Source organism: Vibrio sp. Vb1980 (genome assembly GCF_033338615.1).
Lineage (GTDB): Bacteria > Pseudomonadota > Gammaproteobacteria > Enterobacterales > Vibrionaceae > Vibrio > Vibrio alginolyticus.
Genome location: NZ_JAWOSZ010000029.1, coordinates 1 through 22,368, shown reverse-complemented (window position 1 = coordinate 22,368; position 22,368 = coordinate 1). Strand labels below are relative to the sequence as shown.

Genomic DNA, 22,368 nt, shown 5'->3' with positions numbered 1-22,368 from the left:
AGTTGCAGCTAAAGTCTGGGTCTCACCTTACCCGATTGGAGTACTTATTATCCATACAAACTGTTCAAGAGGGATTCGCAACGCGTGGCATTTTCACTATGCGTTGGTTTAAGTGTTTATGGTGGTATGCGGCGGCATCGGTATTGCGTTGCTCACCCCTTAACAGGGCGTTATAACTCAATGGAAGATTATGAGTTTTAAAAAAGAAATAGATGAAATTTTGGAGGCGAGGAAAAGTGATTACACTTTATCAAAGCCTATAATCGTGAGTATCGTGTTGGGAGTAATTGCAGAGTTTACTATACCAATATTAGCTCCTTTTTTTGGGATTCTTGCATTTGTATTCTTTTACAGGCGGCGAATTGCAATCGCACGTATGCCGTGCCCAAGATGTAAAAATCCATTTGGTACTAAATCAAATATTGTTCTCGGGGTAGGTACTTCAGAGTGTGAAACTTGTAAGTTGAGTATCTATTCTAAAGAGTTATAACAAACAATTTAAGAGTGATTCGGCACGCGTGGCATTTTTACTATGCGTTGGCTTTAGTGTTTAAGGTGATATGCTGAGGCTTCAGTATTGCGTGCCTCACACCTTAATTGGGCGTTAGTACGGGTTTGACATCAAAGGTCATCAGTTTTGGTGTTTATCTGTTTTGGCGCTCGTCTTTACACCTTTCAGTTTGTACCTTTCACGTTCTTTCCGGTGGCACTATATGCGGAGTGTTTGCTTTGATTTCACCGTTTACGGCTTCTAACTCTTAGTCTATTTCTTTGGCACTTCTTCAATTTTTTGGTGGCTTTTGAGAGAACCTTGATTACTTTTGGTGTGGCTGTTGAAGTACGAGGAAAGAATCCTTTTCTAATTTGAAATTGGCAAAGTAAGGCAGTCCAGTGCATTTTTCTTCTAGCCAACTTTCGTCTTTCAATCGGGGTAAAGTTTTGTAGCTACCCGTCTCACTTCAGTGTTCAAAGCCTTTCATATCATGCCACTTTTCAATATCTTGGAGCGCATAAATAGAAGTGGCGCATGTACTAACAAATTGCTTAAGAGTGATTCGTAACGCGTGGCATTTTTACTATGCGGTGGCTTATGGTGATTAAGGCGCTGTGCGGTAGCTTTTGTATTGCGTTACTCACACCTTAGCAAGGCGTTAGTCGCCAGAAAAAGCTAGCAATCAAAATCATGTTTCTAAGCTCGAAACTTGGCTGCTGGTTGTTTGATTCATAGTTCCATCTTCGACGGTCAAAGCTCTGTTTCATCGGTTTTAAATCAATGCATTGCTATTTTCCACGCGGTTGCTTTGTTCTTTGTTGGTGATAGCACGGGGCAATCGAAAATCTGTTTTTGGTTGCAAATCTGCTCGGTGAGTTTGTTGGTTTAAAAGCATATTTACTTGCTGAAAGGGCGTTTTCTCTGGTGCTGTAAGTTCCACGTGGTTTCAGTGACTTTGTTGAAAGTCCGCACTGTGAAATAGGCTTTCCAAAAGCGCTTTTTGGTGTTGTCAGTCCTTTCTCTGCGGCGTTGTTTGTTCCAAGTGGTTTCATTGAGTAGCCGCTTTGAGACTACGCCTGACTTAAGTGCATCAAAGCACATAAAGCTTGTTGTCCGCAAAGTTTAGTTCGGCTTAAAATTGTTGCTCGGTGCCTCGCGACTAACAAACTGTTCAAGAGGGATTCGCAACGCGTGGCATTTTTACTATGCGTTGGTTTTAGTGTTTAAGGCGGTTTGCAGCAGCTTCGGTATTGCGTTGCTCACCCCTTAACAGGGCGTTAGGTATCAGGAGATAATTTTGGATTTTGAAGTACAATCTGTAGAAATGAAGAATACTATATTGCATGCGGCAATTGGTGAAGTAGCTCTAGAAGCTAGTGCGTTGGAGTGTCTATCTGAATTACTTCTCGATTTACAAAATAGTGAAGATTTAGCAGACAAGAAGCTCAACTTGGGAAGAACTATTAGTCATCTTAAACAGGAAATTTACTTTTCCGTTCACGAGTCTGAAGTGCTAGAAAATGCATTGGCTGCAAGAAATAAATATACTCATCAGCTACCGCGTATTTATACTGGGCATATCACAAAACAAGGTAGTATGCGTTCATTAATCGATGAACTAATTGAGATTAAAAAAGTAATCGCCAAAGCTACTGATCTTGTAGAAGAGTATGTCAGAGCAAGGTGCCTTGTTTTAGGGACTTCATTTGATGAGATATCAGAAAGAGCTTTGGTGCAGTACGAGAGCTGGACAAATACCTAACAAAGCATTTAAGAGTGATTCTCAACGCTTGGCATTTTTCATTCCATCGTTGGGTTTGGTGTTTACGGTGGTATGGTTAAGTTTTGTGGTAGCGTTGCTCACACCTTAATGCGGCGTTATGTGCCACCAGAGTTTTGAGGCAATAAATTGAAGTATAAAGACTTGTCGAAAATTGCACTAGATCCATATAGCACAGATAAGAGTATCGATTTACTCAAGCTGCATGGGGTTAGTGCGCCTGATTCTGTGATTGAACAGTTTTATATTGATCATAATGCCAACAGTCGCTTTTTAGCTCTCTACGGTGATCTATCACTTCCTGATCTAAAGTGGGAGCTAGTTGATTTTGATACGACGAAGTTTTTGCAGATAGGTAGCAATGCTTCATTTCCTGATTTTCTTGAGGAGGTATCTGAAGATGCAGCGCATTTCAACGACATCGGAGAGGCAGTGATTGATTGCCGAGAGGAAGTACTCAATCATTGGAAAAAGCATGGTACTTGGTTAACTCCACCGATATTTCTAGATGCAAATGTTCTTGGTGGTAAATCTGGCATACCTCATTTAGTTGAGGGGCATTCAAGGGTTGGGTGCCTGCTTGGTATTCAAAAATATAAAATCATTCCTTTGGCTGACAGGCACAAAGTGTATTGGGGCTCTCTTCGCAAAGGCACATAACAAATTGTTCAAGAGTGATTCGGCACGCGTGGCATTTTTGCTATGCGTCAGGTTTAGCGGTTAAGGTGGTATGCAGAGGCTTCTGTATTGCGTGCCTCACACCTTAACAAGGCGTTAGCCATTTTCGGAGTAAAAATGAGTATTGCAGATTCATTTCAAATATTTTCAGATAACTTCTCAAAGCGTCTTCAGAGGTATTCAGCTAAGGATATAACTGAAGATTGTCTTCGGTATGATCTCTTTGCAGCATTACTGGAATCTGGATATAGTGCCGATTCTTGTGTTCTAGAGTTATCTCACCCTCATCCTAGCTTTAAGGGTCGTGAAATAGATCTAGTTACTTATAGCAATGGCTCACGCCCAGAATCTGTAGTGGAAATGAAATATTTCAAAGAGATTCCAAGTAAAAAGCAAGATACCACTCAATACATGGCGAAGTTAGTTGTTGATTTAATCAAACTAAAATTCACGTCTGAATTAGGTGGTAATTTATACTTTGTAATGGCAACAGATTACGTAATGAAACGCTATATCTCGAATAAAAGTAATAGCTTCTCTAAACTCTTTGATGAGCCTTTAAATACGGTATTTTCAATTTCTCCCTCAGACAAAAGTAGTAAGAATAGCCATTTCAATAAAAACATAGCTAAGGACATCAACTTGGAGTTATTCCCATTGTCCAGTGCAATTAAAATTGAGAGAATTTTTGAAGATCAGCTTGTAAATGGTAATGCGATCTACATCTTTCAAGTACATGGCTAACAAAGCATTTAAGAGTGATTCCCAACGCTTGGCATTTTTTATTCCATCGTTGGGTTTAGTGTTTACGGTGGTATGGTTGAGTTTCGTGGTAACGTTGCTCACACCTTAATGCGGCGTTATGTGTTTTCGAATAATTGGAGTTTTAATGGGATTTATTTATGCAAAAGAATTAAAAACGAAATTCTCTGTTTATGGTCACTTTTACGATCTAAAAATCAAAAATGAAACTTTCAAGTGTAGAAGTGTTTTAGAAATTGTATCCAAATCAGTTGGAGATATAGCCAGTTCAAAGCCTTGTACCTTAGTTGTTATGATGAACCCTGGTTCATCTAAACCATTAAGTGCTGATTACGTTCCGAAAACGTATTCTATTGATCAAATAATGTCTAATTCTTGGGAAAAGGAAATAGTCTCTACGCGACCAGACAATGCTCAATATCAAATTATGCGCCTTATGTTGCTAAATGAATGGAAGCATGTACGAGTTATAAACTTATCTGATTTGCGAAATGGAAACAGTGGCAAATTTTCTACTGAATTTCAAAAAGCTAAAACATTAGATAACTCTAATCCTCATAGCTTGACACATAAAGATAGACGTTGTGAGCTGAAGCAATATTGTTCAGAGAGCAAAACTGTAATTGTGGCTTGGGGCTCAACTGCTGTACTTAGAGAATCGGCTAAAACTTTTCTTAAACAAGTACCAAATGTGAAAGGGTTACCACTTGAAAGCCCTTGGTTTAGATACCCTAGTCCATATAATAAACAGCAAAAGCTTGATTGGCTTGAATCTATGAACGCGGAATTAAACACATAACAAACAATTTAAGAGTGATTCAGCACGCTTGGCATTTTGGGTTTGGGTTGAGTTTAGTGTTTACGGTGGTCAAATTAAGTGTCGTAGTCGCGTGCTTCACACCTTAATTGGGCGTTAGTACGGGTTTGACATCAAAGGTCATAAGTTTTGGTGTTTATCTGTTTTGGCGCTCGTATTTGCACCTTTCAGTTAGTGCCTTTAACAATCTTTCCGGTGGCACTATATGCGGAGTGTTCGCTTTGATTTCACCGTTTACGGGTTCTAACTCTTAGCCTATTTCTTTGGTGCTTTTTCTCTTTCGTGGTTTTACTAAGCCAGAATTGTCTTTCTTTGGTGTTGCCGTCGAAGTGCGAGGAATGAATCCTTTTCTAATTTGACGCCAGTAAAAGTAGGGGAGTTGAGCGCGTTTTTCTTCTAGCCAACTTACGTTTTGAAGTTGGTTTCCAGTTTTGTAGTTGTCCGTTTGGTTCCAGCGTTTTAATTCATGAATTTCGTGCTATATTTCAACATCTTGGCTTGTTTAAAGGGCTTCAAGGACAGCGTACTAACAAACAATTCAAGAGGGATTCGTAACGCGTGGCATTTTTGGTATGCGTTAATTTTAGTGATTAAGGTGGTTTGCGGTGGCATTGGTGTTGCGTTACTCACCCCTTAATTGGGCGTTATGTGCTTATGAGGAAAATTTACATGGAAGTGATAGAGGCCAACCCTGATTTGGCCCCAATATTAGCGAGTTATGCGAAAGAATGCCTAGAATCGGGTATTCCAAAATATTTGGGTGTGGAGCAAGATCCGACAGCTTATTTGTCAGGTTTGGTCGAACGTTCAAAGGCAATCTCCGAGTTACCAAAGGGATGTTTACCTAGCACAACTTACTACTGTGTATCGAACTCCGAAATTTTAGGTGCAATCCGAGTTCGCAAAGGTACTAATGCCAACGTAGAAAATGTCATTGGTCATGTTGGCTATGAAACTAGACCGTCTGCTCGTGGTAAGGGTGTAGCCTCATTTCTGCTTGCTTGGGTGCGAGACCATGTTGTCACTGATTCAGTTATTGTTACTTGTTCAATTGATAATCCCGCGTCTCAAAAGGTCATCGAAAACTGTGGTGGTGAATACCTCGGTAACTACACAGATGACAATGAGGGTACGGTAAGGCGCTACCGTTTAGCACGCACATAACAAAGCATTCAAGAGTGATTCGCAACGCTTGGCAGTTTCGCTTCGCTCAAGTATAGCCAAGCATCGCTCACACCTTAATGCGGCGTTATACGAATAGAGGGAAATTATGTACAAAAATACTGATTTTAACTTGGATTCAAAAGAGTTCAGGTTTAAGAAAGACTCATATCCTTTGTCTAAGATAAACAATGTTAGGGTTAAAAAGTTAAGTTTTCTTGATAATTTAGGTCAAGTTTTATTCTGGGTGTGTGTGTTTTCAGGGGCAGTTTGGTTAGTTATTCCAAGGTTGGAAGAGGTGCCACAATGGCTACTAGTTTTAGTTCTTAGTCTGACGGTTGTAGGTTTGGTTTTTGCTCTTTTTCGTTGTTCTAAATATGCACTTCAAGTCGAGTTTCGCCACATAGATGAAACGGGCGTTCAATGGGTTAATGTAGCTAAGTCATACTCAAAGTCAGATTGTGAGTTATTTGAACAGCAAGTGTCGGCACTGAAAAAATTCGTATAACAAATTGTTCAAGAGTGATTCGGCACGCGTGGCATTTTTACCATGCGTTGGTTTTAGTGGTTAAGGTGTTATGCGGAACCTTCGGTATTGCGTGCCTCACACCTTAACAAGGCGTTAGTGCTCAAGCTAAACCTTTGGTAGCGATAGGTTAGAATATTCTGATAGTTTATAGGATGTAAAGTTTTGAATAATCGAAAAGTATATAAGAAGTGCAAAAAACATATCTTTAGCATGTTATACAAATCTTATCCAAAGCCCATTGATATTGATGGATTCAACATTGAAGGGCGAGATACACCAAAATCAAAAAGGAAGTTGGTTAATTATTACGACGTGATGAAGTCTTGGGAAAGTGGATATAGTAGTGGTGACGGGAACCCGTTCCAGGAAGAATTGGATTTATACTGTTACACTATCAACGAAATGGCTAAAGAGGGGATTATCAGCTTCGATAGACAAAGAGAAGGTAAAACCCGCTTTTTTTATAATTGTGTTCTTTCGACAGAGGCTGTGAGCAAGACAGACATATTAATGTTTGAGCCGAACTTTTATGGCTTTGGCATACGTCTTAAGCCTCTGTTCGACCTGATTCGTCGCAACTTTTGAGGTCGCACTAACAAACAATTTAAGAGGGATTCCCCACGCTTGGCATTTTGGATTTGGGGCCAGTTCAGTGTTTAAGGCGTCCAAATTAAGTGTGGTGGTCGCGTGGCTCACCCCTTAATTGGGCGTTAGTTGGCAGGGGGGAACATGTTAGAACGTCAACTGGAAAAGTTAATTAGAAATACTCCTGAGCTAATGGAAACTGCACAAGCATGTATTGACGTTGGATTACCTGATTACTTTATTGCTGGAGGTTCAGTCACACAACTGATTTGGAACTCACTATCAGGTGAAAGACCACTCAAGAATGTTAAGGACTTCGATATTGTTTACTTCGATATCGCTAGTACATCTAATGAAGAAAGCTACAGCAGTCGAATTAACAGTATCGTAAATCATAAAGTCCCAATTGATGTGGTAAACCAAGCTCGTGTTCATGAATGGTACCCTCATAGATTTGGCCAAACTATACCTGCATATACAAAAGTAGAGCATGGCATTGATTCTTGGTTATCTGCATTTGCGATCGGATTTAGGTTAAATTCAAACGGTACAATGCGTATTTACTCGCCTTATGGGCTAACTGATGCATTCTATAAACGGGTAAAGCCAAATCCGATTGCAATGACGCGCGAAAGCTACAACCAAATGGTCGATGGCTATCGTAAGCGTTGGCCTGACATTACAGTGGAGCCTTGGGAATAGCCAACTAACAAACTGTTCAAGAGGGATTCGCAACGCGTGGCATTTTCACTATGCGTTGGTTTTGGTGATTAAGGTGGTTTGCAGAGGCATCGGTATTGCGTTGCTCACCCCTTAACAGGGCGTTATATGCCATGAGGACAAATTAAATGTTCGAAAGCGTGTTTTTGAACGAGATTTTAAAGTCAGAACTGACTAATAGAAATGTCATTTTAGAGAAAGCGGAATGGCCGCCTAAGTGTCGCAGGCTTATCATATTGAAGTACCGATTCTCTCAGCAATATAGTCTTGCGACTTTCCGTGAGGTGAATGACCCACATTATTGGTTCTCTGAGTACGTCGATGGGGATGAATGTTTAGCTTGTAAGTTTGAAGCCCTGAATTAACAGGCCTGTTGATAACATCATCCATTGAAACCTGTGATTAGGCATATAACAAATTGTTTAAGAGTGATTCGGCACGCGTAGCACTTTTACCATGCGTTGGTTTAGTGGTTAAGGTGGTATGCGGAAGCTTCGGTATTGCGTGCCTCACACCTTAACAAGGCGTTATGTGCTTGTAGATCAAATGATAAAACAAGCCTCCTTACAAAGTTGAGTTTGGTCAGTCAGGAGAAGTCCCTCCGGCGCACGTTGTTGCCATAGATAATACCTCAATAAAGTTAAGCAATAGCAGTCGAGATGGTGATACAGGCGGTCGTATTGATGAGCTTGATCTCAATGTTGGGATTCAATCAAAGGAAACCAAACAGATGATGGTTGAGCTCAATAAGCAGGGTTTTGTGTTTGCTTACGATGATAAAGCTTATATTTCACCTAGCCATTTTATGAAGCAACTTTTATTGAGCGGTGACCTAAGAACATCATTCAAAGAAATCAGTTGGTCAAGTCCAAAGCAATGGAGTCTTACAGAGTATGAATTTGAGCAACGCACATAACAAACTGTTCAAGAGGGATTCGCAACGCGTGGCATTTTTACTATGCGTTGATTTTAGTGTTTAAGGTGGTTTGCGGCGGCTTTGGTATTGCGTTGCTCACCCCTTAACAGGGCGTTAGTACGGGTTTTACATCAAAGGTCATAAGTTTTGGTGTTTATCTGTTTTGGCGCTCGTCTTTACACCTTTCAGTTAGTGCCTTTCACGTTCTTTCCGGTGGCACTATGTGCGGAGTGTTCGCTTTGATTTCATCGTTTACGGCTTCTAACTCTTAGCCTATTTCTTTAGCGCCTCTTCATTTTCGTGGTGGCTTTTGAGAGAACCTTGGTTACTTTTGGTGCGGCTGTTGAAGTACGAGGAAAGAATCCTTTTCTAATTTGAAGCCAGTGAAAGTAGGGCAGTTCAGTGCGTTTTTCTTCTAGCCAACTTTCGTCTTTCAATCGGGGAAAAGTTTTGTAGCTGCCCGTCTCACTTCAGTGTTCAAAGCCTTTCATATTATGCCAGTTTTCAATATCTTGGAGCGCATAAATAGAAGTAGCGCATGTACTAACAAATTGCTTAAGAGTGATTCGTAACGCGTGGCATTTTTACTATGCGGTGGCTTAGGGTGATTAAGGCGCTGTGCGGTAGCTTTTGTATTGCGTTACTCACCCCTTAGCAAGGCGTTAGTACGGGTTTGACATCAAAGGTTATCAGTTTTGGTGTTTATCTGTTTTGGCGCTCGTTTTTACACCTTTCACTTAGTGCCTTTCACGTTCTTTCCGGTGGCACTATGTGCGGAGTGTTCGCTTTGATTTCACCGTTTACGGTTTCTAACTCTTAGTCTATTTCTTTGGCGCTTTTTCATTTTCGTGGTGGCTTTTGAGAGAACCTTGATTATTTTTGGTGTGGCTGTTCAAGTACGAGGAAAGAATCCTTTTCTAATTTGAAGCCAGTAAAAGTAGGGCTGTTCAGTGCGTTTATCTTCTAGCCAACTTTCGTCTTTCATCTGGTGTAAAGTTTTGTAGCTGCCCGTCTCACTTCAGTGTTCAAAGCCTTTCATATCATGCCACTTTTCAATATCTTGGAGCGCATAAATAGAAGTAGCGCATGTACTAACAAATTGCTTAAGAGTGATTCGTAACGCATGGCATTTTTACTTTGCGGTGGTTTATGGTGATTAAGGCGCTATGCGGTAGCTTTTGTATTGCGTTACTCACACCTTAGCAAGGCGTTAGCATACTTTGATAGGAGTTCAGATGACTACGATAGTCGAACAAATTGTTAATCGTGAAATTGACTCGGTCATCGTGTATGAATCTGACCAAGTTATAGCTTTTGCAGATCATGACCCAATCAACTTTGGACATATTTTAATCTGTCCTAAGACTCAATATCGTACTTTCATCGACCTGCCTGAGTCTGTGTTTTTAGAGATCACCGACGTTGCAAGAGATTTATATAAACGTATAGAAGCTAAGTTCAATCCCGATGGTATCGGCTTTATGCAAAACAATGGAGAGGCACCTCATTTCAACGAGCTCGATCACTACCATTTGCATATTTTCCCTAGGTTCCATGGCGACCAGTACGGTTGGGTTAGTAGTGAACTTGGAATTCAAACTATGGATAAACTAAGAGAATCACTTAAAGAACTATGAGCATTGAAAAATATGCTAACAAATTGTTCAAGAGTGATTCGGCACGCGTGGCATTTTGACTATGCGTTGGTTTTAGTGGTTAGGTGGTATGCAGAAGCTTCGGTATTGCGTGCCTCACACCTTAACAAGGCGTTAGGGCTCCATCACAAAACTCTCAAGATTACATCTTTGCATCCTTGAAATTGTTTCGACAAAACCTTATTTCTATGCTGGGAATTTTAAAAAGGTAAATCCATGCTTCTAACTCAGTCAACAAAACTGCAACTGCATTACTATCTAGACAATGACTCGCATCGTATGGATGCGATTGCTCGTAACAAGTGTGAATCAGAGCTAATCGCGATTGTTCAAGAAGTAGCAAAGGTTCTCAATACTCATATCGTGATTGAAGCGGAAGCGTGGAAAGAAGGTGGATTAAGAGATATTTGGGCACTTGCCAACGCCAATGCAGGTGTTCTTTCTGTTATTATTGGCGTTGCCAGCATTATAGTATCGCGTATTCCTACAACAGACCCTCAGCTTGAGCAACTACAAATAGAAGACCTAAAATTAAGTATTCTTGAGCGAAAAGCTCGTTTAGCGAAGCTTGAGCAAGAGTTAGAAAATGACAGCTTAACAGAATCAACAATTGAAAAAGTAGCTGAGTTAGTCGACAGTAATTACAAAGTGGTTACGCGCAAGTCTAATTTTTATAAGCGGCTAAATAATACTCCAAAAGTATCTAAAATTGGTATCAATGGGTTAGATGAAGCTGGAGAGGAAGCATTTAAAGAAGTAATTGTTGAACGCGCTGATTTCAAACGCTTTATATTGCACTCGAATGCATTGCCTGTTCAAGTCGATGAAAATGCTGTTATTGAAATAATATCTCCCGTTTTGCGCAGTGGAAAACATCATTGGAAAGGAATCTATCAAGGTGAAAGCATTAGCTTTTCAATGAAAGATAAAGAGTTTAAACATGATGTCTTGACCGAAAAAATCAGCTTTACTCATGGCGCAGCAATTAAATGTGTTTTACACATACATCGAAAGCTGGATGAGGTCGGCGAGGTTGTTATTACAGGGTACTCTGTAGATACAGTGATCGAAAACAGGCAAGAAAATACGTTTGAAGAAACTCTTCAGGGTAAAAAGTATCGCCACCAAAAAGCTTTGAAAGAAGCCCAACAAGACTTATTCTCAGACAGCGAGTAGAGCCCTAACAAAGCATTTAAGAGTGATTCTCAACGCTTGGCATTTTCGCTTCGCTCAAGTATAGCCAAGCGCTGCTCACACCTTAATGCGGCGTTATAACTCTTTTGTCAGTTTCATTGTTACACCTTTGATCTTGAAGAGCCTCAAGAACGATTAACTTGTTGTTAGTATGGTCGCTTATTTTGTGAGACCTTTTCGTTCAAACAATTGATGGGGAGGTTTTTCAATGGCAGCACGTCCTAGCTTACTAAAAATGAAAGTGGCTTTTGCAAAGGTTAACCGAGATGTATCGGACGTTGGTACAATAATTGGTGGTAAAGTGAATCACAATATCAATGTGCTAACACCAGAGCAGGGCCGTTTTGAAAATGCATGTGCAATTCGGATGTCCTATGCACTTAATTATGCTGGTTTTAAGGTTCCTTACATTAAAAATAAAACTGTATCTGGTGGACAGGGAAATTGGTATATCTACAGAGTCAGGGATTTGATCAGCTTCTTGCATCAAAAGTTTGGTGATCCTGAGGTTGTAATTGAAAATCCCAACGCGAATAAGTTGGCTGACTACAAAGGTATATTGGTCGTTGATGTGGATACTTGGCTAGATGCATCAGGGCATGCAAGTATTTGGACTGGCTCAAGATGTACGGATAGTTGTTACTTCCCACAAGCAAAGAAGGCGTACTTATGGAAACTAGAGGATTAGTCAGCACTATATTTATTGCAACTTTTAGTGTGGGATTAAGCGCAAGTCCATTGAGCACTCAAAGTGATGAGCAGTTATTTAAAAAATATGCACTTTCTTCTTGTATTGCGACTTATTACAAGGGCTCAGATGTAGCCAAAGATGCGGTAACGGCAATGCAAGGCTACAGAGAGTTTTCTAATTTGCCTTTGGATGCATTTTTTGAGCTCAGTGAGTTATTGAGCAATGAGAATATTGACTCTTATAAATCAAAAAGTGGTAGTTCAATAGAATTAGCATATTGCTTAGACTTCGCTAACTCAGATGAAGTTCATAAGCTATTGACTAAGGCAAAATCAGAGTTATAACAAACTGTTTAAGAGTGATTCGCAACGCATGGCATTTTTACTATGCGTTGCGTTTTGTGTTTAAGGTGGTTTGCGGCGGCATCGGTATTGAGTTGCTCACACCTTAACAGGGCGTTAGTACGGGTTTGACATCAAAGGTCACAAGTTCTGGTGTTTATCTGTTTTGGCGCTCGAATTTACACCTTTCAGTCAGTGCCTTTCACGTTCTTTCCGGTGGCACTATATGTGGAGTGTTCACTTTGATTTCACCGTTTACGGCTTCTCACTCTTAGCCTATTTCTTTGGCGTTTCTTCGTTTTCGTGGTGGCTTTTGAGAGATCCTTGATTACTTTTGGTGTGGCTGTTGAATTACGAGGATCGAATCCTTTTCTAATTTGAATTCAATAAAAGTAGGGGAGTTCAGTACGTTTTTCTTCTAACCAACTCTCGTCTCTCAACCGAGTTTAAGTTTTGTAGCTGCCCGTCTCACTTCAGTGTTCAAACCCTTTCATATCATCCCAATTTTCAATATCTTGGAGTGCATAAATAGAAGTGGCGCATGTACTAACAAATTGCTTAAGAGTGATTCGTAACGCGTGGCATTTTTACTATGCGGGTGGCTTATGTGATTAAGGCGCTTTGCGGTAGCTTTTGTATTGCGTTACTCACACCTTAGCAAGGCGTTAGTACTGGGTTGGCATCAAAGGTCAAAAGTCTTGATGTTTATTGGTTTCTTTTCCCAACTTTACATCTATTCAAATGTGCCTTTCACGTTCGCTCCGGTGGCGCCAGATGTGAAGTTTTCGTTGTGAGTTTATCGTTTACGGTTTCTAACTTTTGGGCGATTTCTCTGGTGTGGTCTCTTTGGCGCTGAGAAATTATCGGCAAAACTAAGTTTCTCTGAAGCTGCCGTTAAAGTCCAAAGCCCGAATCCTTTTTTAATTTGAAAGCGTTGAAAAAGGGCAGTTTGGCATATTTTTCTTCTATCCAACTTGCATCTTGAAGTTAGCTTTTAGATTGGTTGTTACCCGTTTTGCTTCAGTGTTTTTAGTCACAAGTTTCGTGCTATATTTCAGCATCTTGGCGTGCGCCAAAAGCTTTAGGGGCAGCGTACTAACAAGCTGCTTAAGAGGGATTCACAACGCGTGGCATTTTTACTATGCGTTGGCTTTGGTGATTAAGGTGGTTTGCGGCGGCATCTGTATTGCGTTGTTCACCCCTTAGCAGAGCGTTATATGCTTTAGGGATTTCTGAACAGGATGTTTTTAATACTAGCAATATTGGGTGCTATTTACCTGTTATTTAAGCTATACCAAGAAGGCGAAGAGATCGGTTGGAATAGAATTTTAGTTACTATCTTTTTTGTCAGCTATTCAGCTCTGTATTTGTATGTTCCACCTTTCTTAGGCATGAATAACCAATATGCAGGTAAAATGTACGAATTAGTTCCAATCGGATGCTATTTCATGGCTTTACTTCCAGATATGGAAGAAGCAGAAACTGAGGCGAAAGCCTTCGTATTTTTCGCTTGGTGTGGTCTTATTCTCATAGCATCTTTCTTGGTTTACTTTAAGTTGCATGTGTGGTGATCGGTGCCAGTACGCATATAACAAACTGTTCAAGAGGGATTCACAACGCGTGGCATTTTCACTATGCGTTGGTTTAAGTGATTAAGGTGGTATGCGGCGGCATCGGTATTGCGTTGTTCACCCCTTAACAGGGCGTTAGTTCCCCAGAGGAAGCAATCAATCCGTAGGGAATTTTTGTTTCTGGTGGAGTACACGCATAACTCTGATGATATCGCCCTCGACCCAATAAGAGACAATCATCGAAATCTCAGGAATAATGAGCAATCGTCCGCGGATGCCATCTCGTTGTACACCCATTAAAGGTTGTTCAAGCAAGTTTTCTACTTTTGCTTCAATGAGGTTGTCAGTTTTTTCTGCCGCATCAGGGTTGAAGTCATAGAGAAACTCGAAGATCTTTTCACGATCATTAAGTGACTCTTCTTCCGATAAAATCATTGCTTACCTCGATTACGGATTCTGGCTTTGCGCTCTTCCATTCGAGACTTAGCAGTTTGGTGCTCAACGAAAACAGATTTTCCTGAGTCAAACTTCTCAAATGCTAGGTTTACTTGTTCAGTTAGCCATGCATCGTGAGATAATGTTTTTCTTTGTTGTTCAGCGAGTTGGTCAGTAAGTTCACGACATGCGTCACTCAGAGTGCGACCTTGGCTCTCAGCCATTTGTTGAGCTAGGCGTTTTGTTTCTTCATCAACACGAAATTGAATTCTAGTGTCCATGATGTATTCCTTTTTTGGTGTGTGTACAAATGTTAGCACTAGGCTTTGAGATGGGCAACTAACAAACAATTTAAGAGTGATTCGGCACGCGTGGCATTTTTACTATGCGTTGGTTTTAGTGATTAAGGTGTTATGCGGAAGCATCGTATTGCGTGCCTCACACCTTAATTGGGCGTTATGTGTAATCAGAGTTTGAGATAAAATATGCACAAAGTAATCAGGTTTGGCGTAGCACTATTTATGCTTGGTTGCGTCCAATCGTCAGTATTTGCAGAAGAAGGTTCTTTTGGTTTAGATGGTGAGTTTGTTTATAAAGATATGGTCGGCGGGCCATATTTTGATGAGTGGTATGTCGCTGGAGATATGGGCCAGCTGAACGACATTAAAATCTATCGTGAAGGTAAGTCAGGTTCGTTGAAGGCTATAATCAAGGTTGACTGTAAGTTACAAACGGTAACAGCCCAAGGTTCTGCCTTTATCTATGATTCTATTGCTTTGTCCAAAGAGGAAGCTCAAGAGTATTTCTCCGCGGATATTACGAAAACAATCGTTAATAAAATCTGTATGCATTAACCAAACACATAACAAACTGCTTAAGAGGGATTCGCAACGCGTGGCATTTTCATTATGCGTTGATTTTGGTGATTAAGGTGGTATGTGGCGGGTTAGGTATTGCGTTGCTCACCCCTTAACAGGGCGTTAGCACTGGGTTGACATCAAAGGCTAAAAGTTTCTGTTTTTATTGGTTTCTTTTCCTCGCTTTGCACCTGAGCAAATGTGCCTTTCAGGTTCGCTCCGGTGGCACTATATGAGTTGTTTTCGCTTTGAGTTTGTCGTTTACGGTTTCTAACTTTCGGACTATTTCACTGGCGCGGTTTCTTTGATGCGGTTGATTTCCTGCCTTAAATTTGGCTATTTGTCGTGGTTGTTGAAGTCCGATGATCGAATCCTTTGCAAATTTTATTACTGCGAAATAGGGTAGTTTCGCATGTTTTTCTTCAAGCCAACTTACGTCTTGAAGTTTGTTTTTAGTTTGGCAGCTGTCCGTTTCGTTTTGGTGTTTTAAGCCATAAATTTCGTGCTATATTTCAATGTCTTGGCGTGTGTCAAAGGCTTAAAGGGCAGCGTGCTAACAAACAGTTCAAGTGGGATTCAGCACGCGTGGCATTTTTGGTATGCGTTGATTTTGGTGTTGAAGTGCCATGCGGTAACATTGGTATTGCGTGCTTCACCCCTTAACTGGGCGTTAGTTGCCAATGAGAAAAACGCAGCTAAAACAAAATATTTAGGGCTAAGGTCCGTGTGTTTTTGGCTCGGTTTTCGTATTTCAACTTCTAGTAATTTGGGTTTGTAAAATCGTGCGTTGGTTTCTTTTGTGGTTGGACTCTATATTTCAGAAACCGGTTTATATGTTGAAAGTTAGCTCTGTAACATTGTTTGTCCAAAGGCGCTTTTTGGTGTTGTTAGCCCGTTTTCTACGGCGTTGTTTGTTCCAAGTGGTTTCAGTGACAGGCGCTTTGAAACCGCGCCTGATTTGAGTCTTTCAAAGCACGCAAAATCATTGTTGGCAAAGCGGTAATAAACTCCAAATCTTAGCCTTGGGTTTGGCAACTAACAAGGCATTCAAGAGGGATTCACAACGCTTGGCAGTTTTGGTTTGAATCAGCTTTAGTGTTTACGGCACAATGGTTTAGTTTGGGTGGAATGCGTTGTTCACCCCTTAATGCGGCGTTAACTAACTCCTTCGATCCAGTTTATAAATTAAAGAGAAATGTTTATATGACATCAAAAGAACACTTTAAACCAATGCCATGCCATGCAGACCACCTAAAAAGGCTTTCGAATCCATACGGGATGAAATGTAAACTACTGCTAGATGACTTTGAGCTTTACTCTAAAATCGGGAAAGTCGATTTATATCGCGTGAGTCTTGCAGGCCTTTATCTAACCAGTAGTTTATACCACAAGGCTGGAGACATAGAATCCAGTCTTAGAGCAATGGATATGCATCAGTACTTTGATATTAAATTAGTGCAGTCACAGCTATTGAGTAATGGTGAGACGATTTCGGTGGTGCTCCCCAAAGCGGAGGTGACTCTAGTAGCAAAGAAAGAGGAATACAATGCTCTCGATGGCGCGCGATATTTGACCTATTTAAGTTGGCTATCTTTATTCTGTGAGCAAGTGAGTGACATCGAGTACCTTGCCAACTTAGCCGACCACCCAAACACTGAGTGGTATAATGTTCGGTCCCGTACCTTCTTTGAGCTCCAAATGGTCATGCTCGGAATAAAATCTGGCGACGTTAAGTCGTTAATTCAGAAGTTTATTGATGTGAGTACGCCTGAGTATCTTGAGGGTTTAGCCTTTGAACACGCTAACCTTGTCGATTTGCCAACGATTAATGTGATGACAAAAGTTCTAAACAAATCAGGTTGTGGTGAAGCGGAATATCAACAAGCGATGTATGAAGCGGTCAAAGGGCACCACAAGTATTGGAGTCAAAAAAAGTTAAAGGAAGAGCGTGTAGGCTATTTTGCTATGCCGTTACTGGCACTGGCAAAGCTTACTTACCAGAAATACGGTTTTCGCTTAGGGTTTGAAACGGATTATGTTCCAGAAGCGTTCTACACCCGTAATATGCCCGAGCCGAGCTATAGCTTTTTAGATATTTACAAATCGTAGTTAGTTAACAAACTGTTTAAGAGTGATTTGCAACGCGTGGCATTTTTACTATGCGTTGCGTTTGGTGTTTAAGGTGGTTTGCGGCAGCTCTTGTATTGCGTTGCTCACACCTTAACAGGACGTTATGTAGCTAGGAGGAAATGTTTAATTGAGCAGTAGTTACACAGTTTCATTTGCTTGTTTAGAGTGTTGCAAGTCTTTTAAGCGTGACAGCGAATTATCCAAGGGTATTCCCAATGAGTTACCTTGCCCAAATTGCGGTAATGTTTCATACAATCTTGGACGCCATTTTAAAGCACCTAAACAATCAGACAAAAAGCAATGGGATAAGATCAGGTTTTTAGTATCACATGGCTTTCGGTTTCAAAAGATAAGACCACACAGAGACAATAATGACTCCGTCCCTTATCCGATTGACTTGGCTGAAGCTCGGGAATTTGTTGAACGCTATAAAGAGTTTTCGTTAAACATTGGGGACGCGACATAACAAAGCATTTAAGAGGGATTCACAACGCTTGGCGGTTTCGGTTTGAATCGGCTTTAGTGTCTACAGCACTATGGTTTAGGTTGAGTGGTAGCGTTGTTCACCCCTTAATGCGGCGTTAGGTTTTCGGAGTCACATGAAGAAAATTCTGTTTATTTTGTGTACGTTGATGTCAGGAGTAGTAATGTCTGAGGGTTTGTTTTTAAGTTCATATAACGAAGTGTCCGAACGTTATGCAATTCTCGATGAGTTTGAAGAGTCTGGGGTGCTTTACCTAACTAAGCCTCAAACTCAAAAGCCAGAAAGAGATGCTGTTGCGTACATACAGTACGTGCCTGTTTCCGAGGAATCTTGGAAGCAGAAAATGAGAGCAGGGGAACCGCCACAATTACACCAAGGGCTAGTTTCCAAAACAGCAATTATTGAGAAGACAGTAGAGCAAGATTTTAGCTTTCAATGGTCGGCTGATGGTAATTCAGTAGCCTTATTATATAGAAGCGTTCCCATAGCTTTCGTTACTAAAAGCGAAAAGTATGGTTTTAGCAAAGCGGTTGTATCAGATTCGCCAGTTGTTTCAGTCTGGAATTCAGAGAAGTTTAGTGAACTATTTGCGTAAAAACCTAACAAAGCATTTAAGAGTGATTCGCAACGCTTGGCAGTTTCGCTTCGCTCAAATATAGCCAAGCGCTGCTCACACCTTAATGCGGCATTATGTTCACAGGAGAATTAAGTGGATTTTGATGATCAAATCGAACAATTTTTGTTATTAGATGATCTGATGAAAATATCTATCATTGGGTTTTCTATTATCGAATCTGAAATTGAAAAATTGATCAGCTTAGGTCTCGGTGAAGGCCATAAAGTTGAAGTTAAGAAGATGAGCGTAAGAATAAAAATAGACCTAGCAATAGCCCTTGGTACTTTTCCACATAGCTACAAAGGTATACTCGGGAAATTAGCATATTGGAGAAATGAGTATGCGCATAAAGTTTATATTAGCTCAACACCCGAGACTATTAATCACATAAAATCTAGTTTATCTAGCAGCCAGAAAACGGCTTTGAAATTAAAAAATGGTTATACAGACACAGAGGTACTTCGATATGCAATTCTAAGTACTATTTTAGTTGCTAGACAGTGTGCTAAGAATTTCAGTTACAGGTTAAAGCAAAAATCAAACGTTGGTTCTTTGCATACTTCATTTCCAGGTTTACCAGCGTTTGATACGACAGCAATAGAGAAACAATTGCAATCTATAGTTGAATCGGCTCAAGAAGAGCTAATTTGTAAATGTGCGTACGAAGCTCTCAGTAAGCTTGATATGTAACAGTGAGTATAACAAACAATTTAAGAGTGATTCAGCACGCTTGGTATTTTTAGTTTGAATCAAGTTTAGTGATTACAGTGTTCAATTTGAGTTTGTGGTAGCGTGCCTCACACCTTAATTGGGCGTTAGCTGGCAAATTAATATGGAGCAAAAATGGCAAGAAAAAATCCAACCCCAAAACAGCGGATGAACTTACTCAAAAAAAATGCTTATCGTTGTTGTGTATGCAAGCAATCTGGGGTCGGTTTTGAATTACACCATATAGATGGTGACAACTCTAACACGGTGGAGTCTAATCTGGCCGTACTCTGTGTCAGTGATCATGATAACCACCATCGCCCTGATAAATATACACATAAAGTCTTTTGCAAAGACTTAAAGCCGGAAGTACTTCTAAGATACAAAACAAGATGGGAAGATTTTGTTAGTGAAGCAAAAAAAGAAAATCCTGAAATAATTGCTACATTAAATGTTTTTGGTTTTGAAGATTTCATTCATTCGATGAAACTTGTTATGCAACGAAAAGATGGCTCAATTGAATATGAGCAGTTGCATCATTTACACTTTGGTACTCCAGAAGACTGGATAGATGATGTACTTCAGGAAATACAAGATATCGGAAAAAATATTAAAGTTGTTATCGTTGACTCACCTCTTGATGTAGAACTTTGCCCTGACCACAAGAAAAGTTATAGCCAAACGATAGATGAGTGTATGGCTACTAAAATAACAGCTAGTGACTGGGATGAAAAATCGTTCTTATCGATTTATATTAACCCTGAACGCCCGTCTTTGGCGCTGACAGTATTTTATGATGAAGAGCATATTTTTGCTGCAGTTCTACATAAATGCAAAGGTAAGTATTTGCATTTGGAAAGTGATGGACCAAATTTACGTGAAAAGATAAAACGTAAACCGAGTATCAGGAGTCAGGTTACTTCAATAGTGCAGAGCCTTGTGGACACTTGGGAGCCTGCGATTATTATGTATGGTACAGGCGATCCTGATGACCCAGAACTTATCGAAAGTTTCAACCTGCCAAAGCTGTGGGAAAAGCGCAGCTAACAAAGCATTTAAGAGTGATTCCCAACGCTTGGCATTTTTCATTTCATCGTTGGGTTTTGTGTTTACGGTGTTCTGGTAGAGTTTCGTGGTAGCGTTGCTCACACCTTAATGCGGCGTTAGGTTTTTCCTTGCGACCAATTAGTTTAGCGCTATCATATTGATTTTAAGAAAGAGTTTAATGGTTTGGTAATATTCTTAAATGGAACTTCCAGCTCTGGAAAAACGACATTAAGTCATGCCTTGCAACAGGCTTTGGCTGATGTTTACCTACATGTCTCAGTTGATACTTACTTGTCTCAAATCGCTCAATGTGACCTAAATAATGCCTCACTAATGGAAGAACGATTCCCTTATATCGTCAATGGTTTCCATGAATCAGCAGCAGCTATTGCGCGTACAGGAAATAACGTTATCGTAGATTACGTACTTCAGCAGCCAGAATGGTTATACGCTTGTGTTAAAGCGTTTGAGGGGTTGCCTGCGCTCTTCGTCGGTGTGCACTGTCCTCTCGAAGTGCTGGAAGCGCGTGAAGTGTCGAGGGGTGACCGCAAACAAGGAGCAGCCCGTTTTCAGTTTAATCGCGTACATAGTCATCGTACTTATGACCTTGAATTAGACACATCAAGTTTAGGCGTAGAAGCTTGTGTATCAGAAATCATTGCGTATATTGAGTCAGGTTCGAAACCTTCGGCATTTGAGAGGCTTAGGGCTCAAAGTGAAATTGGAAAACAAACCTAACAAAGCATTTAAGAGTGATTCGTAACGCTTGGCAGTTTCGCTTCGCTCAAGTTTAGCCAAGCGTCACTCACACCTTAATGCGGCGTTATGCGATTCATCATGTCTCCGTTTCTTTGAAATAAGAACTGACGTTTTCATCTAAAAAGCTTTTGAATGCATCCATACAAAAATTATGTCTAGCTTCCGCGGACTTAGTTCTTTGTTGAGACTTCTTCATTTGATACACAAATAGCAACGCTGCATCCTCTGGAGAATCCTTTCCAGACTCAAATTTTCCTCCATTGTGTAAAGAGCCAAGGCGTCGACTTAAAGACTTGAATAAATCTTTGTCATAAGTGATTGCTGACGTGATAGCAATAGAGTTACTGGAGCATTGAGATGTTAAGTCAGCCATAGATAACAGTTCTATATCAGCGAGCCCCATTAAATCTCCTTTACTCTTAATTTTGAATAGCTTAGATAGCCCATCCTTATCTCTATTCATCATGTTGCGAGCTTTCGGTTGCTTCTTGTTCTGATCAAACATTCGTTTTTCCACGAAGTTCATCAACGCCCATTTAACGTAAAATGGACTTAAATAATATAGCTTAATTTCTGGTATAAGGTTTTCAGCAACAGCCATTGGGATTGATATAGAGCCATCCTCACGATCAAAACTCATAGTCCAATCTTGTGCTGCTAATTTTTCTACAGCCTTTTTAATGTTATTGGAATCTTTGTCAATTAATTTAGTTACGTTTTTCAGTTCTTTGTAATTTCTAAAGCCTATCGTGTTAGTGGAAATGCCAAGTTTAATAGCAGCTTCTTCTACGATAGACATTGCGTTGTTATACTGAGAAATATTAGAAATTGGTTTTTGATTATTCAATTCATACAAAACAGTCGGTGTTATACACAGAGAAATAGTAGCTCCAGCGTAGTCTTCCAAAAAGTAGAGTATTGAACTTGTTGCGATATATCTTATTTCTCTAAAGCGATTCTCATTTGAAGACAAAATATCCTGAATTATATTTGTATCTAAAATGATTGAAAATCGATTAGAGGACATTAGATACTCATTAAGTAAAGAGTGTAATTGAAACAAAGATTCAATGAATGTCTCTTTTTCTTTTTCAGATGCACTTTCTAAAAATCTTTTCAATAAGCTTTCTCTCTTAGCTTGACTTATTAAAACTTGATTTTCAAAATCACTCGTTATGCGCATCGCAAACACTTTTTGATCGCTTGTACTTTGTTTATTACTAGATTTGAAAATAATACCACCTCTGCCTTTAGGCTAGATTTAGTTAAAAGTTTTGTTGCATATCACTCCAGTCATGTGGCGTGAACTTTGACTTTTCAATAGATTTATAACTGAATAACTTAGATATGTGCGCAAGATCGCATAACAAGAGACTATGGCGTCAATAGTTAATTTTTGAGGCTATCTGTATCCCACATAACACCATCTCTTAGCATTG

The 22,368-nt window shown here is 40.1% G+C and carries 26 protein-coding genes; 22 read left to right on the top strand and 4 right to left on the bottom strand.

The genetic code is table 11. From position 1 onward, the window contains the following. The first annotated feature begins 190 nt into the window (after nucleotides 1–190). The gene (locus R7F64_RS23220) at nucleotides 191–490 is read left to right on the top strand and encodes a hypothetical protein (protein ID WP_136977373.1); all 300 of its coding nucleotides are present in this window, start codon (nucleotides 191–193) and stop codon (nucleotides 488–490) included. Between the two features lie 791 nt (nucleotides 491–1,281). Here R7F64_RS23220 and R7F64_RS23215 read toward each other — a convergent pair. Next, nucleotides 1,282–1,545 (bottom strand): hypothetical protein, encoded by a 264-nt coding sequence (locus R7F64_RS23215; protein WP_155486785.1) that lies wholly within the window; start codon nucleotides 1,543–1,545, stop codon nucleotides 1,282–1,284. A gap of 245 nt (nucleotides 1,546–1,790) precedes the next feature. Between R7F64_RS23215 and R7F64_RS23205 the strand changes: the two genes are divergently transcribed. From R7F64_RS23205 to R7F64_RS23135, 15 genes are all read left to right on the top strand, one after another. Next, the gene (locus tag R7F64_RS23205; RefSeq protein ID WP_318072109.1) at nucleotides 1,791–2,255 is read left to right on the top strand and encodes a hypothetical protein; all 465 of its coding nucleotides are present in this window, start codon (nucleotides 1,791–1,793) and stop codon (nucleotides 2,253–2,255) included. Between the two features lie 147 nt (nucleotides 2,256–2,402). Further along, nucleotides 2,403–2,933, top strand: a complete 531-nt coding sequence (locus tag R7F64_RS23200; RefSeq protein ID WP_140376626.1) for a hypothetical protein — start codon at nucleotides 2,403–2,405, stop codon at nucleotides 2,931–2,933. A 135-nt stretch (nucleotides 2,934–3,068) separates the two neighbouring features. Then, nucleotides 3,069–3,695: a hypothetical protein gene (locus tag R7F64_RS23195; protein WP_318072108.1), complete on the top strand. Its 627-nt coding sequence runs from the start codon at nucleotides 3,069–3,071 to the stop codon at nucleotides 3,693–3,695. Nucleotides 3,696–3,840: 145 nt separating this feature from the next. Then, nucleotides 3,841–4,512, top strand: a complete 672-nt coding sequence (locus R7F64_RS23190; protein ID WP_053304460.1) for a DUF1643 domain-containing protein — start codon at nucleotides 3,841–3,843, stop codon at nucleotides 4,510–4,512. Nucleotides 4,513–5,199: 687 nt separating this feature from the next. Continuing rightward, nucleotides 5,200–5,694, top strand: coding sequence for a GNAT family N-acetyltransferase (locus R7F64_RS23185; protein ID WP_171346368.1), 495 nt, complete (start codon nucleotides 5,200–5,202; stop codon nucleotides 5,692–5,694). A gap of 106 nt (nucleotides 5,695–5,800) precedes the next feature. Beyond that, entirely contained in the window at nucleotides 5,801–6,199 is a 399-nt protein-coding gene (locus R7F64_RS23180) for a DUF6232 family protein (protein ID WP_017821406.1), read from the top strand. 183 nt (nucleotides 6,200–6,382) lie between these two features. Further along, a complete protein-coding gene (locus R7F64_RS23175; RefSeq protein WP_053047151.1) occupies nucleotides 6,383–6,805 on the top strand; it encodes a hypothetical protein in 423 nt (140 codons plus the stop codon). Between the two features lie 144 nt (nucleotides 6,806–6,949). After that, nucleotides 6,950–7,507 carry a nucleotidyltransferase family protein gene (locus R7F64_RS23170; RefSeq protein WP_122067355.1) on the top strand — a complete coding sequence of 186 codons (558 nt, stop codon included), beginning with the start codon at nucleotides 6,950–6,952 and terminating at the stop codon, nucleotides 7,505–7,507. A 146-nt stretch (nucleotides 7,508–7,653) separates the two neighbouring features. Next, entirely contained in the window at nucleotides 7,654–7,890 is a 237-nt protein-coding gene (locus tag R7F64_RS23165; RefSeq protein ID WP_239939224.1) for a hypothetical protein, read from the top strand. 365 nt (nucleotides 7,891–8,255) lie between these two features. Next, nucleotides 8,256–8,441, top strand: a complete 186-nt coding sequence (locus R7F64_RS23160) for a hypothetical protein (RefSeq protein ID WP_318072107.1) — start codon at nucleotides 8,256–8,258, stop codon at nucleotides 8,439–8,441. 1,235 nt (nucleotides 8,442–9,676) lie between these two features. After that, nucleotides 9,677–10,078, top strand: coding sequence for an HIT family protein (locus R7F64_RS23155; protein ID WP_017636213.1), 402 nt, complete (start codon nucleotides 9,677–9,679; stop codon nucleotides 10,076–10,078). A 234-nt stretch (nucleotides 10,079–10,312) separates the two neighbouring features. Next, on the top strand, nucleotides 10,313–11,272 hold the full coding sequence (locus R7F64_RS23150) for a hypothetical protein (protein WP_213915455.1): 960 nt from the start codon (nucleotides 10,313–10,315) through the stop codon (nucleotides 11,270–11,272). A gap of 226 nt (nucleotides 11,273–11,498) precedes the next feature. Further along, nucleotides 11,499–11,978, top strand: a complete 480-nt coding sequence (locus R7F64_RS23145; protein WP_025537003.1) for a type VI secretion system amidase effector protein Tae4 — start codon at nucleotides 11,499–11,501, stop codon at nucleotides 11,976–11,978. Then, complete coding sequence (locus tag R7F64_RS23140; RefSeq protein ID WP_025537001.1) at nucleotides 11,960–12,325, top strand: T6SS amidase immunity protein Tai4 family protein; 366 nt, start codon at nucleotides 11,960–11,962, stop codon at nucleotides 12,323–12,325. The genes R7F64_RS23145 and R7F64_RS23140 overlap by 19 nt, the downstream gene beginning before the upstream one ends. Before the next feature lie 1,238 nt (nucleotides 12,326–13,563). Then, nucleotides 13,564–13,893 carry a hypothetical protein gene (locus tag R7F64_RS23135; protein ID WP_005500288.1) on the top strand — a complete coding sequence of 110 codons (330 nt, stop codon included), beginning with the start codon at nucleotides 13,564–13,566 and terminating at the stop codon, nucleotides 13,891–13,893. A gap of 156 nt (nucleotides 13,894–14,049) precedes the next feature. Here the strand turns inward: R7F64_RS23135 and R7F64_RS23130 are convergent, their stop codons facing one another. After that, nucleotides 14,050–14,328: a type II toxin-antitoxin system mRNA interferase toxin, RelE/StbE family gene (locus tag R7F64_RS23130; RefSeq protein ID WP_047104417.1), complete on the bottom strand. Its 279-nt coding sequence runs from the start codon at nucleotides 14,326–14,328 to the stop codon at nucleotides 14,050–14,052. After that, on the bottom strand, nucleotides 14,325–14,609 hold the full coding sequence (locus R7F64_RS23125; protein ID WP_047104420.1) for a type II toxin-antitoxin system RelB/DinJ family antitoxin: 285 nt from the start codon (nucleotides 14,607–14,609) through the stop codon (nucleotides 14,325–14,327). Before R7F64_RS23125 ends, R7F64_RS23130 begins: the two co-directional genes overlap by 4 nt. A 204-nt stretch (nucleotides 14,610–14,813) precedes the next feature. Here R7F64_RS23125 and R7F64_RS23120 point away from each other — a divergent pair, with 204 nt between their 5' ends. The 6 genes from R7F64_RS23120 to R7F64_RS23090 all read left to right on the top strand — a co-directional run bounded on the left by R7F64_RS23120 (nucleotide 14,814) and on the right by R7F64_RS23090 (nucleotide 20,908). After that, on the top strand, nucleotides 14,814–15,182 hold the full coding sequence (locus R7F64_RS23120; protein WP_047104422.1) for a hypothetical protein: 369 nt from the start codon (nucleotides 14,814–14,816) through the stop codon (nucleotides 15,180–15,182). Between the two features lie 1,206 nt (nucleotides 15,183–16,388). Next, nucleotides 16,389–17,294 (top strand): Imm49 family immunity protein, encoded by a 906-nt coding sequence (locus R7F64_RS23110; RefSeq protein WP_148299896.1) that lies wholly within the window; start codon nucleotides 16,389–16,391, stop codon nucleotides 17,292–17,294. A 620-nt stretch (nucleotides 17,295–17,914) separates the two neighbouring features. Next, on the top strand, nucleotides 17,915–18,394 hold the full coding sequence (locus R7F64_RS23105) for a hypothetical protein (protein WP_021033927.1): 480 nt from the start codon (nucleotides 17,915–17,917) through the stop codon (nucleotides 18,392–18,394). A 114-nt stretch (nucleotides 18,395–18,508) separates the two neighbouring features. Further along, a complete protein-coding gene (locus R7F64_RS23100; RefSeq protein ID WP_318072106.1) occupies nucleotides 18,509–19,105 on the top strand; it encodes a hypothetical protein in 597 nt (198 codons plus the stop codon). A 153-nt stretch (nucleotides 19,106–19,258) separates the two neighbouring features. Further along, on the top strand, nucleotides 19,259–20,170 hold the full coding sequence (locus tag R7F64_RS23095; RefSeq protein WP_318072105.1) for an HNH endonuclease signature motif containing protein: 912 nt from the start codon (nucleotides 19,259–19,261) through the stop codon (nucleotides 20,168–20,170). A gap of 183 nt (nucleotides 20,171–20,353) precedes the next feature. Then, nucleotides 20,354–20,908: a chloramphenicol phosphotransferase CPT family protein gene (locus R7F64_RS23090; RefSeq protein ID WP_052767724.1), complete on the top strand. Its 555-nt coding sequence runs from the start codon at nucleotides 20,354–20,356 to the stop codon at nucleotides 20,906–20,908. Between the two features lie 97 nt (nucleotides 20,909–21,005). Here the strand turns inward: R7F64_RS23090 and R7F64_RS23085 are convergent, their stop codons facing one another. After that, on the bottom strand, nucleotides 21,006–22,112 hold the full coding sequence (locus R7F64_RS23085; protein ID WP_318072104.1) for a hypothetical protein: 1,107 nt from the start codon (nucleotides 22,110–22,112) through the stop codon (nucleotides 21,006–21,008). Between the last annotated feature and the right edge of the window lie 256 nt (nucleotides 22,113–22,368).

Excerpts from the sequence above, each read along its gene's own strand:
- R7F64_RS23220 (WP_136977373.1), top strand. The coding sequence starts at position 191 with ATGAGTTTTAAAAAAGAAATAGATGAAATTTTGGAGGCGAGGAAAAGT.
- R7F64_RS23215 (WP_155486785.1), bottom strand. The coding sequence starts at position 1,545 with ATGAAACCACTTGGAACAAACAACGCCGCAGAGAAAGGACTGACAACA.
- R7F64_RS23195 (WP_318072108.1), top strand. The coding sequence starts at position 3,069 with ATGAGTATTGCAGATTCATTTCAAATATTTTCAGATAACTTCTCAAAG.
- R7F64_RS23190 (WP_053304460.1), top strand. The coding sequence starts at position 3,841 with ATGGGATTTATTTATGCAAAAGAATTAAAAACGAAATTCTCTGTTTAT.
- R7F64_RS23185 (WP_171346368.1), top strand. The coding sequence starts at position 5,200 with ATGGAAGTGATAGAGGCCAACCCTGATTTGGCCCCAATATTAGCGAGT.
- R7F64_RS23180 (WP_017821406.1), top strand. The coding sequence starts at position 5,801 with ATGTACAAAAATACTGATTTTAACTTGGATTCAAAAGAGTTCAGGTTT.
- R7F64_RS23170 (WP_122067355.1), top strand. The coding sequence starts at position 6,950 with ATGTTAGAACGTCAACTGGAAAAGTTAATTAGAAATACTCCTGAGCTA.
- R7F64_RS23165 (WP_239939224.1), top strand. The coding sequence starts at position 7,654 with ATGTTCGAAAGCGTGTTTTTGAACGAGATTTTAAAGTCAGAACTGACT.
- R7F64_RS23160 (WP_318072107.1), top strand. The coding sequence starts at position 8,256 with ATGATGGTTGAGCTCAATAAGCAGGGTTTTGTGTTTGCTTACGATGAT.
- R7F64_RS23155 (WP_017636213.1), top strand. The coding sequence starts at position 9,677 with ATGACTACGATAGTCGAACAAATTGTTAATCGTGAAATTGACTCGGTC.
- R7F64_RS23150 (WP_213915455.1), top strand. The coding sequence starts at position 10,313 with ATGCTTCTAACTCAGTCAACAAAACTGCAACTGCATTACTATCTAGAC.
- R7F64_RS23145 (WP_025537003.1), top strand. The coding sequence starts at position 11,499 with ATGGCAGCACGTCCTAGCTTACTAAAAATGAAAGTGGCTTTTGCAAAG.
- R7F64_RS23140 (WP_025537001.1), top strand. The coding sequence starts at position 11,960 with ATGGAAACTAGAGGATTAGTCAGCACTATATTTATTGCAACTTTTAGT.
- R7F64_RS23135 (WP_005500288.1), top strand. The coding sequence starts at position 13,564 with ATGTTTTTAATACTAGCAATATTGGGTGCTATTTACCTGTTATTTAAG.
- R7F64_RS23130 (WP_047104417.1), bottom strand. The coding sequence starts at position 14,328 with ATGATTTTATCGGAAGAAGAGTCACTTAATGATCGTGAAAAGATCTTC.
- R7F64_RS23125 (WP_047104420.1), bottom strand. The coding sequence starts at position 14,609 with ATGGACACTAGAATTCAATTTCGTGTTGATGAAGAAACAAAACGCCTA.
- R7F64_RS23120 (WP_047104422.1), top strand. The coding sequence starts at position 14,814 with ATGCACAAAGTAATCAGGTTTGGCGTAGCACTATTTATGCTTGGTTGC.
- R7F64_RS23110 (WP_148299896.1), top strand. The coding sequence starts at position 16,389 with ATGACATCAAAAGAACACTTTAAACCAATGCCATGCCATGCAGACCAC.
- R7F64_RS23105 (WP_021033927.1), top strand. The coding sequence starts at position 17,915 with ATGAAGAAAATTCTGTTTATTTTGTGTACGTTGATGTCAGGAGTAGTA.
- R7F64_RS23095 (WP_318072105.1), top strand. The coding sequence starts at position 19,259 with ATGGCAAGAAAAAATCCAACCCCAAAACAGCGGATGAACTTACTCAAA.
- R7F64_RS23085 (WP_318072104.1), bottom strand. The coding sequence starts at position 22,112 with ATGCGCATAACGAGTGATTTTGAAAATCAAGTTTTAATAAGTCAAGCT.